Annotated in this window: 15 protein-coding genes and 2 pseudogenes; 9 read left to right on the top strand and 8 right to left on the bottom strand. The window is 68.7% G+C overall.

What is annotated here, in order from left to right:
* The first annotated feature begins 204 nt into the window (after nt 1-204).
* The 4 genes from rpsF (at nt 205) to rplI (ending at nt 1929) form a co-directional block, all read left to right on the top strand.
* The gene (rpsF, locus tag OG611_RS07645) at nt 205-495 is read left to right on the top strand and encodes a 30S ribosomal protein S6 (RefSeq protein ID WP_266416788.1); all 291 of its coding nucleotides are present in this window, start codon (nt 205-207) and stop codon (nt 493-495) included.
* Nucleotides 496-569: 74 nt separating this feature from the next.
* A complete protein-coding gene (locus tag OG611_RS07640) occupies nt 570-1184 on the top strand; it encodes a single-stranded DNA-binding protein (RefSeq protein WP_266416786.1) in 615 nt (204 codons plus the stop codon).
* Between the two features lie 43 nt (nt 1185-1227).
* Nucleotides 1228-1464, top strand: coding sequence for a 30S ribosomal protein S18 (rpsR, locus tag OG611_RS07635; RefSeq protein WP_003967857.1), 237 nt, complete (start codon nt 1228-1230; stop codon nt 1462-1464).
* Between the two features lie 18 nt (nt 1465-1482).
* Nucleotides 1483-1929, top strand: a complete 447-nt coding sequence (gene rplI / locus OG611_RS07630) for a 50S ribosomal protein L9 (RefSeq protein WP_072487612.1) — start codon at nt 1483-1485, stop codon at nt 1927-1929.
* 157 nt (nt 1930-2086) lie between these two features.
* Here rplI and OG611_RS07625 read toward each other — a convergent pair whose 3' ends face one another.
* Nucleotides 2087-3424, bottom strand: coding sequence for an MATE family efflux transporter (locus OG611_RS07625; protein WP_266416782.1), 1338 nt, complete (start codon nt 3422-3424; stop codon nt 2087-2089).
* Nucleotides 3425-3900: 476 nt separating this feature from the next.
* Between OG611_RS07625 and dnaB the strand changes: the two genes are divergently transcribed.
* Complete coding sequence (dnaB, locus tag OG611_RS07620; protein WP_266425630.1) at nt 3901-5361, top strand: replicative DNA helicase; 1461 nt, start codon at nt 3901-3903, stop codon at nt 5359-5361.
* A gap of 52 nt (nt 5362-5413) precedes the next feature.
* On the opposite strand, the pseudogene OG611_RS07615 reads toward dnaB, so the two are convergent.
* Both OG611_RS07615 and OG611_RS07610 read right to left on the bottom strand, forming a co-directional pair.
* A pseudogene (locus tag OG611_RS07615) lies at nt 5414-5931 on the bottom strand (dienelactone hydrolase family protein).
* A 251-nt stretch (nt 5932-6182) separates the two neighbouring features.
* Complete coding sequence (locus tag OG611_RS07610) at nt 6183-7106, bottom strand: RNA polymerase sigma-70 factor (protein WP_266416780.1); 924 nt, start codon at nt 7104-7106, stop codon at nt 6183-6185.
* Between the two features lie 199 nt (nt 7107-7305).
* On the opposite strand from OG611_RS07610, the gene OG611_RS07605 reads away from it, so the two are divergent.
* On the top strand, nt 7306-7791 hold the full coding sequence (locus OG611_RS07605) for a carboxymuconolactone decarboxylase family protein (protein ID WP_266416778.1): 486 nt from the start codon (nt 7306-7308) through the stop codon (nt 7789-7791).
* 323 nt (nt 7792-8114) lie between these two features.
* A complete protein-coding gene (locus OG611_RS07600) occupies nt 8115-9497 on the top strand; it encodes a serine hydrolase (RefSeq protein WP_266416776.1) in 1383 nt (460 codons plus the stop codon).
* Nucleotides 9498-9536: 39 nt separating this feature from the next.
* Here the strand turns inward: OG611_RS07600 and OG611_RS07595 are convergent.
* From OG611_RS07595 to OG611_RS07585, 3 genes and pseudogenes are all read right to left on the bottom strand, one after another.
* Nucleotides 9537-9707 (bottom strand): annotated as a pseudogene (locus OG611_RS07595) (winged helix DNA-binding domain-containing protein); the annotation flags it as partial.
* Between the two features lie 51 nt (nt 9708-9758).
* On the bottom strand, nt 9759-10211 hold the full coding sequence (locus OG611_RS07590) for a GNAT family N-acetyltransferase (protein ID WP_266416773.1): 453 nt from the start codon (nt 10209-10211) through the stop codon (nt 9759-9761).
* A 79-nt stretch (nt 10212-10290) separates the two neighbouring features.
* Entirely contained in the window at nt 10291-10758 is a 468-nt protein-coding gene (locus OG611_RS07585) for a MarR family winged helix-turn-helix transcriptional regulator (protein ID WP_266416770.1), read from the bottom strand.
* A gap of 141 nt (nt 10759-10899) precedes the next feature.
* Here OG611_RS07585 and OG611_RS07580 point away from each other — a divergent pair, with 141 nt between their 5' ends.
* Both OG611_RS07580 and OG611_RS07575 read left to right on the top strand, forming a co-directional pair.
* Nucleotides 10900-12111, top strand: a complete 1212-nt coding sequence (locus OG611_RS07580) for an MFS transporter (protein ID WP_266416768.1) — start codon at nt 10900-10902, stop codon at nt 12109-12111.
* A 94-nt stretch (nt 12112-12205) separates the two neighbouring features.
* Nucleotides 12206-12631, top strand: a complete 426-nt coding sequence (locus tag OG611_RS07575; protein WP_266416766.1) for a heme-binding protein — start codon at nt 12206-12208, stop codon at nt 12629-12631.
* 58 nt (nt 12632-12689) lie between these two features.
* Here OG611_RS07575 and OG611_RS07570 read toward each other — a convergent pair whose 3' ends face one another.
* The gene (locus OG611_RS07570) at nt 12690-13559 is read right to left on the bottom strand and encodes a GNAT family N-acetyltransferase (protein WP_266416763.1); all 870 of its coding nucleotides are present in this window, start codon (nt 13557-13559) and stop codon (nt 12690-12692) included.
* A gap of 5 nt (nt 13560-13564) precedes the next feature.
* Complete coding sequence (locus OG611_RS07565) at nt 13565-14104, bottom strand: DUF2269 domain-containing protein (protein ID WP_266416761.1); 540 nt, start codon at nt 14102-14104, stop codon at nt 13565-13567.
* Nucleotides 14105-14185 lie beyond the last annotated feature (81 nt).

Here is a 14185-nt window from a genome sequence, read left to right as displayed (position 1 = left end):
CCACCGGATTTCAACCGGAAGCCGGTGTGCGGGTACTCTGTACGGTCTGCGGCGGTGTCTGCCCAGGCCAGCACATCAACCCCTTCTCGATGGAGGGTGTTGTCAGTGGCGGCTGTTTTACTCGGAGACACTGTTGCTTACGCATCACGACCCTCCTGCCACGGAACGACCGTGGCCGCTGAGTCCAAAGGAGGTGGGTTCCACATGCGTCACTACGAGGTGATGGTCATCCTCGACCCCGATCTCGAGGAGCGCGCTGTCTCCCCGCTGATCGAGAACTTCCTCTCCGTCGTCCGTGAGGGCAACGGAAAGGTTGAGAAGGTCGACACCTGGGGCCGTCGTCGTCTCGCTTACGAGATCAAGAAGAAGCCCGAGGGCATCTACTCGGTCATCGATCTGCAGGCCGAGCCTGCGATCGTCAAGGAGCTCGACCGCCAGATGAACCTGAACGAGTCGGTCCTCCGGACCAAGGTCCTCCGTCCCGAGTCCCACTGAGCATCTAGCTCAGTGGTCATCGGGTTCGAGTAGCAGCAAGCAGCCAGAAGCAATCCCCGCCGAGAGGTTCATCCATGGCAGGCGAGACCGTCATCACGGTCGTCGGCAATCTCGTCGACGACCCCGAGCTGCGCTTCACCCCGTCCGGTGCGGCGGTCGCGAAGTTCCGTGTCGCGTCCACTCCCCGCATCTTCGACCGGCAGACCAACGAATGGAAGGACGGCGAAGGCCTGTTCCTCACCTGCTCGGTCTGGCGGCAGGCGGCGGAGAACGTCGCCGAGTCGCTCCAGCGAGGCATGCGCGTCGTCGTGCAGGGCCGGCTGAAGCAGCGGTCGTACGAAGACCGCGAGGGCGTCAAGCGCACGGTCTACGAGCTGGATGTCGAGGAAGTCGGCCCCAGCCTGAAGAACGCCACGGCCAAGGTCACCAAGACCACCGGTCGCGGTGGTCAGGGCGGCCAGGGTGGATACGGCGGTGGCCAGCAGGGCGGCGGTAACTGGGGCGGCGGTCCCGGTGGCGGTGGCCAGCAGGGTGGTGGCGGCGCTCCCGCCGACGACCCGTGGGCCACGAGCGCGCCGTCCGGCGGTCAGCAGGGCGGGGGCCAGCAGGGCGGCGGAGGCGGCTGGGGCGGAAGCTCCGGCGGCTCCGGCGGCTCTGGCGGCGGCTACTCGGACGAGCCTCCCTTCTAGGGCAGCTCGTACCCCCACTTCTTGATCACACAGGAGAAACACCATGGCGAAGCCGCCTGTGCGCAAGCCTAAGAAGAAGGTCTGCGCGTTCTGCAAGGACAAGACCCAGTACGTGGACTACAAGGACACGAACATGCTGCGGAAGTTCATTTCCGACCGCGGCAAGATCCGTGCCCGCCGCGTGACCGGCAACTGCACGCAGCACCAGCGTGACGTCGCCACGGCAGTCAAGAACAGCCGTGAGATGGCGCTGCTGCCCTACACGTCCACCGCGCGATAAGGGAAGGGTGACCGAATCATGAAGATCATCCTCACCCACGAGGTCTCCGGCCTCGGTGCTGCGGGCGACGTCGTCGACGTCAAGGACGGGTACGCCCGTAACTACCTGGTTCCGCGTGGCTTTGCCATCCGCTGGACCAAGGGTGGCGAGAAGGACGTGGCGCAGATCCGCCGCGCCCGCAAGATCCACGAGATCGCCACGATCGAGCAGGCCAACGAGATCAAGACCAAGCTCGAGGCCGTGAAGGTCCGTCTGGCTGTTCGCTCCGGCGACGCCGGCCGTCTCTTCGGCTCCGTGACCCCGGCCGACATCGCCTCGGCGATCAAGGCCGCCGGTGGCCCCGACGTCGACAAGCGTCGCGTCGAGCTCGGCTCGCCGATCAAGACGCTCGGCGGACACCAGGTGTCCGTGCGTCTGCACCCCGAGGTCGCTGCGAACCTCGGCATCGAGGTCGTTGCTGCCTAAGGGCACAGCTCACCTGAGCAGCTGAAGGGCCGCACCCCACGGGGTGCGGCCCTTCAGCGTTTCGGGCTCCGCCGTCCTGGTCCGGCTTCCCGTGGTCCCGTTTCACGTGAAACGGGACCACGGCCGGTGGCCCAGCGAACGGATTACGGCCGGTGGCTCAGCGGGTGGCACCGGTGACGATCCACTTGCCGGAGCGGGTGCGCAGCCAGAGCGTCACCATGCGGACGGTCATCATCAGAGCCATCGCCCACCACAGTGTCGTCAGGCCGCCACCGATCACCGGCACCAGCAGAGCGATCGGGGCGAAGACCGCGAGAGTGACGAGCATGGCCCACGCCAGGTACCGCCCGTCTCCGGCTCCCATCAGTACTCCGTCCAGGACGAAGACCACGCCGGCGATCGGCTGGGACAGCGCCACCACCAGCAGTGCCGGGAGCAGAGTGTCCTGCACGGTCCGGTCGCTGGTGAACAAGGGTACGAACAGTGGGCGGGCAAGCACGATCAGCGCCCCGAACCACACCCCGGAAACGATGCCCCACTGCACCATGCGGCGGCATGCCTCGCGTGCGCCCTTGGCGTCATCGGCTCCCAGGTAGCGGCCGATGATCGCCTGACCGGCGATGGCGATGGCGTCGAGAGCGAAGGCCATCAGGCTCCAGAGGGAGAGAATGATCTGGTGCGCGGCGATCTCGGTGTCGCCGAGGCGGGCGGCGACGGCTGTGGCGATCATCAGGACGGCACGGAGCGACAGCGTACGGACCAGGAGCGGAACGCCTGCCTGGGCGCTGGCCCTGATGCCCGCGGCATCGGGACGCAACGAGGCGCCATGCCGTCGCGCCCCCCGTACCACCACGATCAGGTAGGCGACGGCCATCGAGATCTGCGCGATCACGGTGCCCCAGGCCGATCCGGCGATACCGAGACCGGCGCCGTAGACCAGTCCCGCGTTGAGGGCCCCGTTGGCCGCGAAGCCTCCGACGGCGACGTACAGCGGTGTCCTGGTGTCCTGCAGGCCACGGAGAACTCCGGTCGCGGCCATCACCACGAGCATGGCCGGGATGCCGAGGCTGGAGATCCTCAGATACGTGGTCGCGTAGGGGGTTGCCGTGTCGGAGGCTCCGAAGATGTCCACCAGCCAGGGGGCCGAGGGAAGAGCGACGGCGATGACTGCGATGCCCAGCAGGAGCGCCAGCCAGATGCCGTCCATGCCCTGTCGGATAGCGGAGGCCAGATCGCCCGCTCCGACCCGACGTGCCACCGCCGCGGTGGTGGCGTAGGCGAGGAAGACGAAGACGCTGACGGCGGTGGTCAGCAGAGCCGCGGCGACGGCCAGGCCGGCCAGCTGAGGGGTGCCGAGATGGCCGACGATCGCACTGTCGACCATCACGAAGAGCGGCTCGGCGACGAGTGCGCCGAAGGCAGGGACGGCGAGCGAGATGATCTCGCGGTCGTGCCGTCGACGACGGGGCGGCGGGGATGCCGGGGCCTGGATCATGGGGGTCAATCTAATCTTCCACAGGTAATGGATGCAATGGCCTAGTAGTCCTTACATTTGCTGAGTGTCGGCGTTCTCCCACGCGCCGTTTGTCGTGATCTTGTGCTGACTCGGAAAGTTTTTCTCCCCCACAGCCCGTGGATGGGGAAAGCCCAGGTCAGCGCGCTGATGGTGTAGGTGCTATGAGTTTGTCCACAGTGCTGTCCCCCGCTCCGTGCACAGGTTCTGCAGAGTTCTCCACAGCATCTGGTCGGTCGTCCACATGCCCTGTGGATAACCAGATTGGCTGACGGTGCCGAGCGGCCTACCGTGGACCGGCGCCCGCACCCCGTTCCCGTCTTGGAACCAGCAGAACTCGACGCGCCGGAACCGGAGTCGGGCGTCTTGTTTGTCGGTGCTGTGCCGTAAGAAAGAGTGGCATGGCGAGGTCCGCGGAGCGGACGGGAGGAGGTGGCCCGGTGAGCATTCCCGAGCCTTTGGACGACCCCTGGGCCGAGACCGGTCCCAGCGACCGTCTGCCCGTTTCCCGGCAGCGCCGCGGTGAAGGCCGGGACCGCGGCGAGCAGCACGATCGTGGCAGGGAGAGTGGCGGTTGGGAGGGCGGCTCTCCCGGTTTCGAGCGGGTGCCGCCCCAGGACCTCGATGCCGAGCAGTCGGTCCTCGGTGGCATGCTCCTGTCCAAGGACGCCATCGCCGATGTCGTGGAGATCATCAAGGGCCACGACTTCTACCGTCCCGCGCACGAGACCGTCTACCAGGCGATCCTCGACCTCTACGCCAAGGGCGAGCCGGCCGACCCGATCACGGTGGCTGCCGAGCTGGTCAAGCGCGGTGAGATCACCAAGGTGGGCGGAGCGCCGTATCTGCACACCCTCGTCCAGTCCGTGCCGACCGCGGCCAACGCTTCGTACTACGCGGAGATCGTCCACGAGCGGGCGGTCCTGAGGCGGCTCGTCGAAGCCGGTACGAAGATCACGCAGATGGGATATGCGGCTGACGGCGATGTCGACGACATCGTGAACTCCGCGCAGGCCGAGATCTACGCCGTCACCGAGCAGCGCACCAGCGAGGACTACCTCCCGCTCGGCGACATCATGGAGGGCGCGCTCGACGAGATCGAGGCGATCGGTTCGCGCAGCGGCGAGATGACCGGGGTGCCGACCGGCTTCACCGACCTCGACGCTCTGACGAACGGCCTGCACCCGGGCCAGATGGTCGTCATCGCGGCCCGTCCCGCCATGGGTAAGTCCACGCTGGCCCTCGACTTCGCACGGGCCTGTTCGATCAAGAGCAACCTGCCCAGCGTGATCTTCTCCCTCGAAATGGGGCGCAACGAGATCGCGATGCGTCTGCTCTCCGCCGAGGCGCGGGTGGCGCTGCACCACATGCGCTCCGGCACCATGACCGACGAGGACTGGACGCGGCTGGCCCGCCGGATGCCGGATGTCTCGGCCGCCCCGCTCTATATCGACGACTCCCCGAACCTCTCCATGATGGAGATCCGGGCGAAGTGCCGTCGTCTCAAGCAGCGCAACGACCTCAAGCTCGTGGTCATCGACTATCTGCAGCTGATGCAGTCCGGCGGCTCGAAGCGTGCAGAGAGCCGTCAGCAGGAAGTTTCGGACATGTCCCGAAACCTCAAGCTGCTGGCGAAGGAGCTTCAGCTCCCGGTCATTGCGCTCTCCCAGCTGAACCGTGGTCCCGAGCAGCGCACGGACAAGAAGCCGATGGTCTCTGACCTGCGTGAATCCGGATCCATCGAGCAGGACGCCGACATGGTGATCCTGCTGCACCGCGAGGACGCGTATGAGAAGGAGTCCCCCCGCGCCGGTGAGGCCGACCTGATCGTGGCCAAGCACCGTAACGGTCCGACGGCGACGATCACGGTGGCCTTCCAGGGCCACTACTCGCGCTTCGTGGACATGGCGCAGACCTGACGGCACCTGTTGCAGGGGCTCAGATTTCGTGCCCTGATCTCACGCGCGATGTTCAGGTGGAGTCCTGCAGGACACGATCCTGGGACCGGCGGGTTGCGGGCAGGCACTCGGCGAGCAGGTCGACGACGTCGCGCCAGGCTCGCTGCGCGTGCTGCGAGTGGTAGCCGACGCCGGGGAGCACGGTCTGGTCGACCGGCGGGTGGTGGAAGGCGTGCAGGGCTCCGCGTAGACCACGAGAAGCCAGTCGACGCCCGCGGCCTGCATCTCGGCGGCGAAGGCCATGGCCGATGCCCCGCATCCGGTCGGGGTCGGCGGCAGGGGGGTCACGTGCGCCAGCATCTTCTGTGGGTCGGTGAACCAGCGCCCGCCGTTGATGTCGAAGGCGAGCGCCACGTACCCCAGTTCGGCGAGGGCGTCGGCCCGGCGGCGCTGGAAGTCGTTCAGGCCCGGCCCCTCGGGCCCGATCAGGACTGCGGGCCGGCGGTCGGCACCGGCGGGGAGCGCGAGGTGCCCGATCATCGTCAGACCGTCGGCGGGGTATTCGACCGTGCGCGTGGTGACCGTCGTCATGAGGCTGGACTGTAGGTGATTGTCGAGCCCGGCCGGGCCGGTCTTCACCGTCGGCAGAACAGCGCGGGTGCGGGCCGCCATCGAGGGAGTCCTGTCCGACCACAGCCACTCCGCCCGAGGCGGCCGTGCCGGTCGCAGGCAGAGGAAATGACACGTCCCCGAGACAGCACCTCGGGCCTGCGCGGCGGTGACGGGACTCGCTGTTCAGCGCATCCACCTTTCCGGACAACGGCTCGCCGGACGTGCCCGGCTCAGCGGCCCACTGCGGTCTCCCGGTCGATGCGTGACAGCTTCTCGGGATTGCGGACGGCGTAGAGCCCGGTGATGAGGCCACCTTCGAGGCGTACCGCCAGGACGGCGTCGATCGCGCAGCCTGTACGCAGGATCAAGGCCGGGTAGCCGTTGACCTGGGCCGACTGCAAGCTTGCGGAGGTGAGCCTGCTCAGCACGGCGGCCACCGTTCCGGCCCCCACGACGGGCTCCAGCGCGGCCTGTACGACTCCGCCGCCGTCGGTCAGCAGCACGACGTCCGGGGCGATCATGTCGAGCAGTCGCTGCAGGTCGCCCGTTTCGACCGCCTGTTGGAAAGCCGCGAGCGCACTGCGCATCCGGGCCGGGGAGACGACCTCGCGCGGTCGGCGTGCCGCGACGTGGGCTCGTGCGCGGTGGGCGATCTGCCGGACCGCGGCGGGGGTCTTGTCGACGGCCTGTGCGATCTCGTCGTACCCGAGATCGAAGACCTCGCGCAGCACGAATACGGCCCGCTCGGTCGGTGCGAGGGTCTCCAGCACGAGCAGCATCGCCATGGAGACGCTGTCGGCCAGCTCAATGTCCTCGGCGACATCGGGCGCTGTCAGCAGGGGCTCGGGCAGCCAGGGGCCGATGTAGGACTCCTTGCGCCGACGCAGCATGCGCAGCCGGGTCAACGCCTGGCGCGTGGTGATGCGGACCAGGAAGGCACGCGGGTCCCGAACCGTGTCGTGGTCGATGTCCGCCCAGCGCAGCCAGGTCTCCTGAAGGACGTCCTCGGCGTCGGCGGCGGAGCCGAGCATCTCGTAGGCAACGGTGAACAGCAGGTTGCGATGGGCGACGAACGCCTCGGTGGTGGAGTCCGTACCCCCGGCGCGAGGGCTGTGCCCGGTCACGCCGGTCGCTCGCTCGGTGCGCTCGTCCATCGTCGGCTCCCGCCTGTTGCGTCTCTTCCCCGTGTCACGCACAAGTCGCCGCTTCTCGCTCTCCTGTGACACAGGAGCCCGGTGGCCTTCGTCACACCGCCGTGCTGTCACAGGGCCGGGGCGGCCGGCGACTCATGGGCATCAGGACGCTGCGCGGACGATCCGCGCGGTACACGCTTCCACGAGCGAGGACGTTGTGATGGAACCCCGTATGAACCTGTTCGCGAACGAGACCGGCGCCGAGATCGGCAAGCGGATCTACGCGGTCAGTCAGGTGATCCAAGAGTCGCCGCTGCCCGAGCCCACCCAGCAGCTGGTGCAGCTGCGCGCCAGCCAGATCAACGGCTGCGGCTTCTGCGTCGACATCCACGGCAAGGACGCCGCAGCCGCCGGCGAGACCGCGGCCCGGCTGAACCTGGTCGCCACCTGGCGTCACTCCACCGTGTTCACCGAGGCCGAGCGCGCCGCGCTGGCCCTCACCGAGGAGGGCACCCGCATCATCGACAGCTACGAGGGCGTCTCCGACCCGACCTGGGCCCAGGTCCGCAAGCACTACGACGACGACCAGGCCATCGCACTGGTCTCCCTGATCGCCATGATCAACGCGACCAACCGGCTCGGCGTGATCCTCAACAACCGGGGCGGCGCCTACGAGCCCGGCGATCTCGCCACCATCGCCGGCTGAACACCATCGACGCCGCCGGGCCGGCCCTCGATCACTCGATCCGGACCGGCCCAGCGGCAGGGCCGCCTCACCCCGCCGGCGTCGATCCCCCGCGACGAATCGTGTTCGAGCCCGTGCACCTGGCCTCAAGTGCGGTTGACGTAGGAGAGTTGGTGACCATGACACATTCCTCGATCTCGTTGAGCCTGCGGCCGGTACAGCTCCGATGAGCGAGTGGGTGTATGCGGGCTCGCCGACGGGATGCGCTCCGTCATCGCCGGGTACGGTCCGGGCGCGGTGAAATGGACTCGCCACCGCCTCGTTCTGCGGGTAGTTGTTTGAGCATGACCTTCTCACCCGAACAGTTGCTCCCCGGGACGCAGCGTGCTCTGCTGCACCGCATCGCCACCGCGCAGTCGGAGGGCCGCGCGCCCTCGCTCGTCGCCGCGGTGCAGAGGCAGGGGCAGACCGTCTGGAACGGCTTCCGCAGTTGCGTGGACGGGCATGCCCCGGATGCGGACACACAGTTCAGGATCGGGTCCCTCACCAAGACCTTCACCGCGGTGCTGGTCCTGCGCCTGCGTGACGAGGGTCTTCTGGACCTGGACGATCCGCTGGAGAAGCATCTGCCCGGCACCGGCGTCGGTGGCGTGACCATCCACCAACTGCTGGGACACAGTGCGGGACTCGGTGCCGAGTCACCCGGACCCTGGTGGGAGCGGACCCCGGGCACGCTGCGGCCCGAGTTGGCCGACGTACTCGGCGAGCAGACGCGGATGCACCGTCCGGGTCACCACCACCACTACTCGAACCCCGGCTACACGCTGCTGGGCGCGCTGGTCGAGCAGGTGCGCGGGGCGAGCTGGGCGGAGGTGCTGCGACGCGAGATCCTGGAACCGCTCGGCATGCACCGCACCGGCCCCCACCCGCAGTCACCGCACGCAGGCGGCTGGGCCGTGCATCCCTGGGCCGATGTCATGCTGCCCGAACCGGCCGAGGATCTCGGGCTGATGGCTCCGGCCGGTCAGCTCTGGTCCACCACCGATGACCTCCTGCGCTTCGCGACCCTTCTGGCCGAGGGGGACGACCGGGTGCTCTGTGCCGCCTCCGTGGAGCAGATGCGTGAGCCGTCCGCGCCGACCGAGTCCGGCGACTGGCAGTCCAATTACGGTCTGGGCCTTCAGGTGGTGCGCAGCGGCAGCCGCACGCTCTTCGGACATACGGGCTCGCTGCCCGGCTTCCTGGCCGCCCTGTGGATCAGCATCGAGGACGACGTGGTGGCGGTCGCGCTCACCAACGCGACGTCGGGACCGATGATCGGTGGTGTTGTCGCCGACCTCGTGGACATCGTGGCCGAGGCCGAGCCCCGCATTCCGGAGCCCTGGCGCCCGCTGCCGGAGGTGGATGCCGAGCTTCTCGCGCTGACCGGTCCCTGGTACTGGGGCACGCGCTCGAACGTCCTGCGGATGGCCCCGGACGGTGGGCTGGAGCTTGGGCCCCTGCAGGGTGTCGGCCGCGGTGCCCGGTTCACCGCACAGCCCGATGGCACCTGGATCGGCCTTGACGGCTACTACGCGGGGGAGACGCTGCGTGTGGTCCGGAACAGCGACGGCAGCGTGAACCATCTCGATCTGGGTTCGTTCGTCTTCACTCGGGAGCCGTACGACCCGGCAGCGGCCGTTCCCGGCGGTGTGGACGAGGGCGGATGGCGGGGCCTGGGGGCCTGAGCATCACGTTTCACGTGAAACGGGAGGGGGCGGGCCGGTTCAGGACGCCAACTCCCTTTCCGGCGGGGTGCGGAAGCGTGGCGTGGCCCGTGCCTGCCCCGTCCATCGCGAAAGCCGGGATGCTGCCGTTTCGATCGCGGTGGAGGCATCCCGGCCGACGTCGGACAGCAGCCGCCGGACCGGCTCACCATCGGTTCGCTGGGCCCAGCCGCACGACGACCGCGTCGGCCACGGGCACCGGGGATGCGGTACGGACGGGGGTCAGAGCGCGAGCTTGAAGCCCACATGGCTGGCGGTGAATCCGAGCCGCTCGTAGAAACGGTGGGCATCGGTCCGGGTCGCATCGGACGTCAGCTGGACCAACTGGCAGTCCTGGCGCCGGGATTCGTCCACGGCCCACTCGATAAGCAGGGTGCCGAGGCCGCTGCCGCGCTCGTCGGCGTGGATGCGTACGCCCTCGATGACCGAGCGGGTCGAGCCGCGCCGGGAAAGCCCGGGAATCACGGTCAGCTGAAGGGTTCCGACGACGCGGCCCTCGCGCACCGCGACAACCAGATGCTGGTTCGGATCGTCCACCAGCCGCCGGAACGCGGCGTGGTACGGGGTGAGGTCATCCGGCGACTCACGCTGTGCACCCAGCGGATCGTCGGCGAGCATGGCCACGATCGCGGGGATGTCGTCGAGGGCAGCCGGACGTATTTCGAGATCGCTCATGATCGGCAGGGTACGCAGATCATTCGGGTGGCGCGGGATTTCATCGGGCCTCGTGGGCCCCTCGCGACCGCGCGGTGACTCACGCGATCTGCACGGGGGCCTTCAGCTCCTCGACCGCCCTGACCAGCGGAGCCAGTTCGGGGCTCTTCGCGGCTTCGTCCAACGCGGCACGCAGCGCGCTGTCATTGGTCGGCCGGGCCTCGGCGAGCAGGGCGAGGCCGGCCTCGGTGACATCGGTGTAGATGCCGCGGCGATCGGTGTCGCAGAGATACCGCGTCAGCAGTCCGCGGTCCTCCAGGCGGGTGACCAGGCGGGTGGTGGCGCTCTGGCTGAGCACGACGGCGTCCGCGACCTGCTTCATCTGGAGATGCCCACCGGGGCCGTTGTGCTGTCTGCTCAGGACGCCGAGCAGGGAGAACTCCCGCACGCTGAGCCCGTGCCCGGACTGCAGCGCCCGCTCGATACGGGCCTCGATCTTTCCGTGGAGCAAGGAGAGAGCGCACCAGCCCTGGGAGAGGGCGGTCAGTGCGGGGTCTGTCGCTGTCATGGGGTCTCTCCTCCGTGTCGGAGCCGCTTGCCACCAGGATAGGCGACTGCCGCAATAGCCCGCGCTTGCAATTAATCGGCGTCTGCAATTATTGTGGACGCTCGTAAGGCGCAGACGCAATCTTCAGGGAAGGTGAAACCCATGCCGCTCGCGCTCCTAGCCCTCGCCATCGGGGCTTTCGGTATCGGGACCACCGAGTTCGTGATCATGGGGTTGCTCCCCGAGGTTGCTGCGGACTTCCAGGTCTCGATCCCGACCGCGGGATTCCTCGTCACGGGATACGCCCTCGGCGTCGTCCTCGGTGCCCCGGTGATGACGGCCCTCGGCACCCGGGTCACCCGCAAACGCATGCTGATGCTGCTCATGGGGCTGTTCGTGGTGGGCAACGCCGTCTCCGCGGTCGCCCCGGTCTTCGGTGTGATGGTCGTCGGCCGGGTGATCGCCTCACTCGCCCACGGCGCCTTCTTCGGCATCGGAACGGTCGTCGCGGCCGACCTGGTCGCTCCCCGGAAGAAGGCCGGCGCGATCGCCATGATGTTCACCGGCCTCACCGTGGCCAATGTCGTCGGGGTACCGCTGGGCACCTACATCGGACAGAGTGTCGGCTGGCGGACCACGTTCTTCGCCGTTGCCGCGATCGGCGTCATCGGTCTTCTCGGCGTCGCCAGGCTCGTCCCCGAACAGCCGCGGAACGAGGGCGTACGGCTCCGCGACGAACTGGCCGCGTTCCGCAATGTGCAGGTCCTGCTCGCCATGGCGATGACCGTGCTGGGCTTCGGCGGGGTCTTCGCCGCGATCACCTACATCACCCCGATGATGACCGAGATCGCCGGATACTCCACGTCGTCCGTCACCTGGCTGCTGGTTCTGCTCGGACTGGGCATGGTGGGCGGCAATCTGATCGGCGGCAAGTTCGCCGACCGTCGTCTGATGCCCCTGCTGTACGTGTCGCTGGGCGCGCTCTCCGTGGTGCTTGCCCTGTTCACCCTGACCGCTCACAACAAGATCGCCTCGGCCGTCACCATCGTGCTGATCGGCGGCCTGGGCTTCGCGACCGTACCGCCGCTGCAGAAGCGGGTGCTCGATCAGGCGGCCGATGCTCCGACCCTCGCCTCCGCGGCCAACATCGGTGCCTTCAACCTCGGCAACGCGCTCTCGGCGTGGCTCGGTGGCATCGCCATCGCGGCAGGCCTCGGCTACACCGCTCCCAACTGGGTCGGCGCAGCTCTGGCAGCCTCCGCCCTGGCCCTCGCGATCGTCTCCGGTGTGCTGGAACGCCGCACGGTCACGCCCAGCCGACTGGTCGCCCGGCACAGCCCCGAGCCGGCGCTGGCCCCCGCGTCCCGGAGCTGATGTCCCCTCCCGCAGAGCACAGCGCCACACCGCGCCGCACCATTTCGCACCACCTCGCACCACCTCGCACCACCTCGCACCAAGGAGTCACCCCATGAGCACCACCATCGTCGCCGTCGCCCCGCTGACGACCCCGGACGCCGAAGCACTGATCGACGCGGCCCGGACCGCCGCCGAGGCCGCCGGCGTCGCGGTCGCCGTCACCGTCCTCGACGCGGGTGGCCACCTGCTGGCCTTCCGGCGGGACGACCGGGCCGTCCTCATCGCCGGCGAGACCAGCACCCGCAAGGCGTACACGGCCCTCCAGCTCAACGCCCCCACGGCCGACCTCGTCGACGCGGTCCAGCCCGGCGGGCCCTTCCACACACTGCCCACCGCCCTCGACCGGCCGCTGCTCTTCATCGCCGGCGGCGTTCCGGTGCACCGCGGCGGTCGGCTCATCGGTGCCATCGGCGTCGGCGGAGGTGCTCCCGACCAGGATCACGGCTTCGCGACGGCCGCCGTGAGGGATCTCGCCTGACGCACTCGCCGGACCCCTGGCCGCCGATGACGGCATCCGGCCGCGCGGGTGCCGGCGGTCAGCCTGTCGCCACGGTCAGCGGGGCGTAGCGACGGGTCCAGTCGCCCGGCAGGTCCGAGGCCCCGAGCGTCATCACCGTGGTCGAGGCGCCGGGCCGCAGACCGCACTTCTCGAACCAGTCGAGCAGCTCGGTATGGCGCGCGTCGACGTCCACGCGCAGGGGCAGATCCGTCGCCTCCGCGAGAGAGGCGACGAGCGCCTGAGCCGTGGCGGTGTCGCGTGCGATCAGCGGACCGACCACATGTGTCCGTTCGCTCGGCCACACCGCCGCGTAACCGATCAGACGTCCTTCGTCCTGTGCGACCCGGATGTGGTCGGCGTACGCGGGCAGCCGGGCGAGGACATGGGTCCGGTCGGTACCGAAGACGTCCGAGTCCAGCCGGATCATGGCGCGCAGGTCCTCCGCCGTGGCCGGGCGGACGGCCACGGCGGAGGACCTGTCGTCGGCCGGCCGGAAGGAGCCGGTGACCCGCTGGGAGCGGCCCACGACCGAGAAGCCGATCTGCTCGTAGAGCGGTTGCCCCGCGGCTGTCGCGTAGAGGCTGAGCGGTGTGCCTCCGGACTCGGCGATCACGTGGTTCATCAGATGCCGCGCGATGCCCTGCCGCGCGTATCGCTCCGCGACGAGCAGCATGCCTATGGCGGCCAGCCGTGGGCCGTAGGACGTCACCACGCAACTGGCCATCAGCCCCTTGCCCCCGGGGTCGTCCACGCCGTAGCCGGTTCCGGCGGCGAGAAGCAGGCCCCACCTGTGCTCATCGCGTGGCCAGCCACGGTCTTCGCAGAGATCGGCGCAGGCGACCAGGTCACCCGGGGTGAGGCGCCGGACAGGCAGTTCGGCGATCGGACGGGGCAGTGAGCTGGGCATGGAGGTCAGGCTGTCCGACGAGCTGTTCGCTCGTCCACTCCTTTACCGGCTCCTTTACCGGCTCCGGCCGAGCGACGCAGCCGGCGGCCGCGCCGGGTGGGCCCCCAGGGCTTCAACACCGATATCGCGGTGACGAAGAGGTACGTCGTCGTTGCCACTGACGGAGCGACCACCAGGTCGATATCGACGGCGCCATGTGTCGCGGCTTCGTCGATGCCGGGCCGCAGGGAGAAGACGGACAGTGCCACGGTGATCAGGGTGAGCCAGAACTTCGTCCAGACCCACCGGTGCCTGGCCAGCCCCCATGGCGTGCCGAGTGCCAGAACGAGACCGCTGAACAGTGAGAAGAGGGCGACCGGTACGACCAGCCAGTCCCCGAAGATCTTCATGGCGCGGGTGGCGGCCTGTGCGGTGGCGGGGTCCGCGGTGGAGAAGGCCGTGATGCCGAGCGCCAGCAGTCCGACGGTCAGTCCCAGCCAGCCCACGGATACCGCGACGTGCGCCACCAGGAGGCTGCGGCGGGCGGAGCGTTTGAGTGGTTTCACGTGAAACACGGTGCCGGGAGCGGACCGATCGGGCGTCTGACCGCGGGAGTAATCGCGCGTACTAGCCTCGGCGTACAGCAC

This window comes from Streptomyces sp. NBC_01363 (assembly GCF_026340595.1).
Lineage (GTDB): Bacteria > Actinomycetota > Actinomycetes > Streptomycetales > Streptomycetaceae > Streptomyces.
The sequence above is the reverse complement of the archived record's forward strand: the minus strand, read 5'-3'. Positions and strand labels throughout refer to the sequence as shown.

What these genes read in the sequence shown, in the direction of transcription:
- rpsF (WP_266416788.1), top strand. Translation starts at nt 205, where the DNA reads ATGCGTCACTACGAGGTGATGGTCATCCTCGACCCCGATCTCGAGGAG.
- OG611_RS07605 (WP_266416778.1), top strand. Translation starts at nt 7,306, where the DNA reads ATGGAACCCCGTATGAACCTGTTCGCGAACGAGACCGGCGCCGAGATC.
- OG611_RS07585 (WP_266416770.1), bottom strand. Translation starts at nt 10,758, where the DNA reads ATGACAGCGACAGACCCCGCACTGACCGCCCTCTCCCAGGGCTGGTGC.
- rpsR (WP_003967857.1), top strand. Translation starts at nt 1,228, where the DNA reads ATGGCGAAGCCGCCTGTGCGCAAGCCTAAGAAGAAGGTCTGCGCGTTC.
- OG611_RS07570 (WP_266416763.1), bottom strand. Translation starts at nt 13,559, where the DNA reads ATGCCCAGCTCACTGCCCCGTCCGATCGCCGAACTGCCTGTCCGGCGC.
- OG611_RS07590 (WP_266416773.1), bottom strand. Translation starts at nt 10,211, where the DNA reads ATGAGCGATCTCGAAATACGTCCGGCTGCCCTCGACGACATCCCCGCG.
- OG611_RS07600 (WP_266416776.1), top strand. Translation starts at nt 8,115, where the DNA reads ATGACCTTCTCACCCGAACAGTTGCTCCCCGGGACGCAGCGTGCTCTG.
- OG611_RS07610 (WP_266416780.1), bottom strand. Translation starts at nt 7,106, where the DNA reads ATGGACGAGCGCACCGAGCGAGCGACCGGCGTGACCGGGCACAGCCCT.
- OG611_RS07640 (WP_266416786.1), top strand. Translation starts at nt 570, where the DNA reads ATGGCAGGCGAGACCGTCATCACGGTCGTCGGCAATCTCGTCGACGAC.
- OG611_RS07625 (WP_266416782.1), bottom strand. Translation starts at nt 3,424, where the DNA reads ATGATCCAGGCCCCGGCATCCCCGCCGCCCCGTCGTCGACGGCACGAC.
- rplI (WP_072487612.1), top strand. Translation starts at nt 1,483, where the DNA reads ATGAAGATCATCCTCACCCACGAGGTCTCCGGCCTCGGTGCTGCGGGC.
- OG611_RS07580 (WP_266416768.1), top strand. Translation starts at nt 10,900, where the DNA reads ATGCCGCTCGCGCTCCTAGCCCTCGCCATCGGGGCTTTCGGTATCGGG.
- OG611_RS07575 (WP_266416766.1), top strand. Translation starts at nt 12,206, where the DNA reads ATGAGCACCACCATCGTCGCCGTCGCCCCGCTGACGACCCCGGACGCC.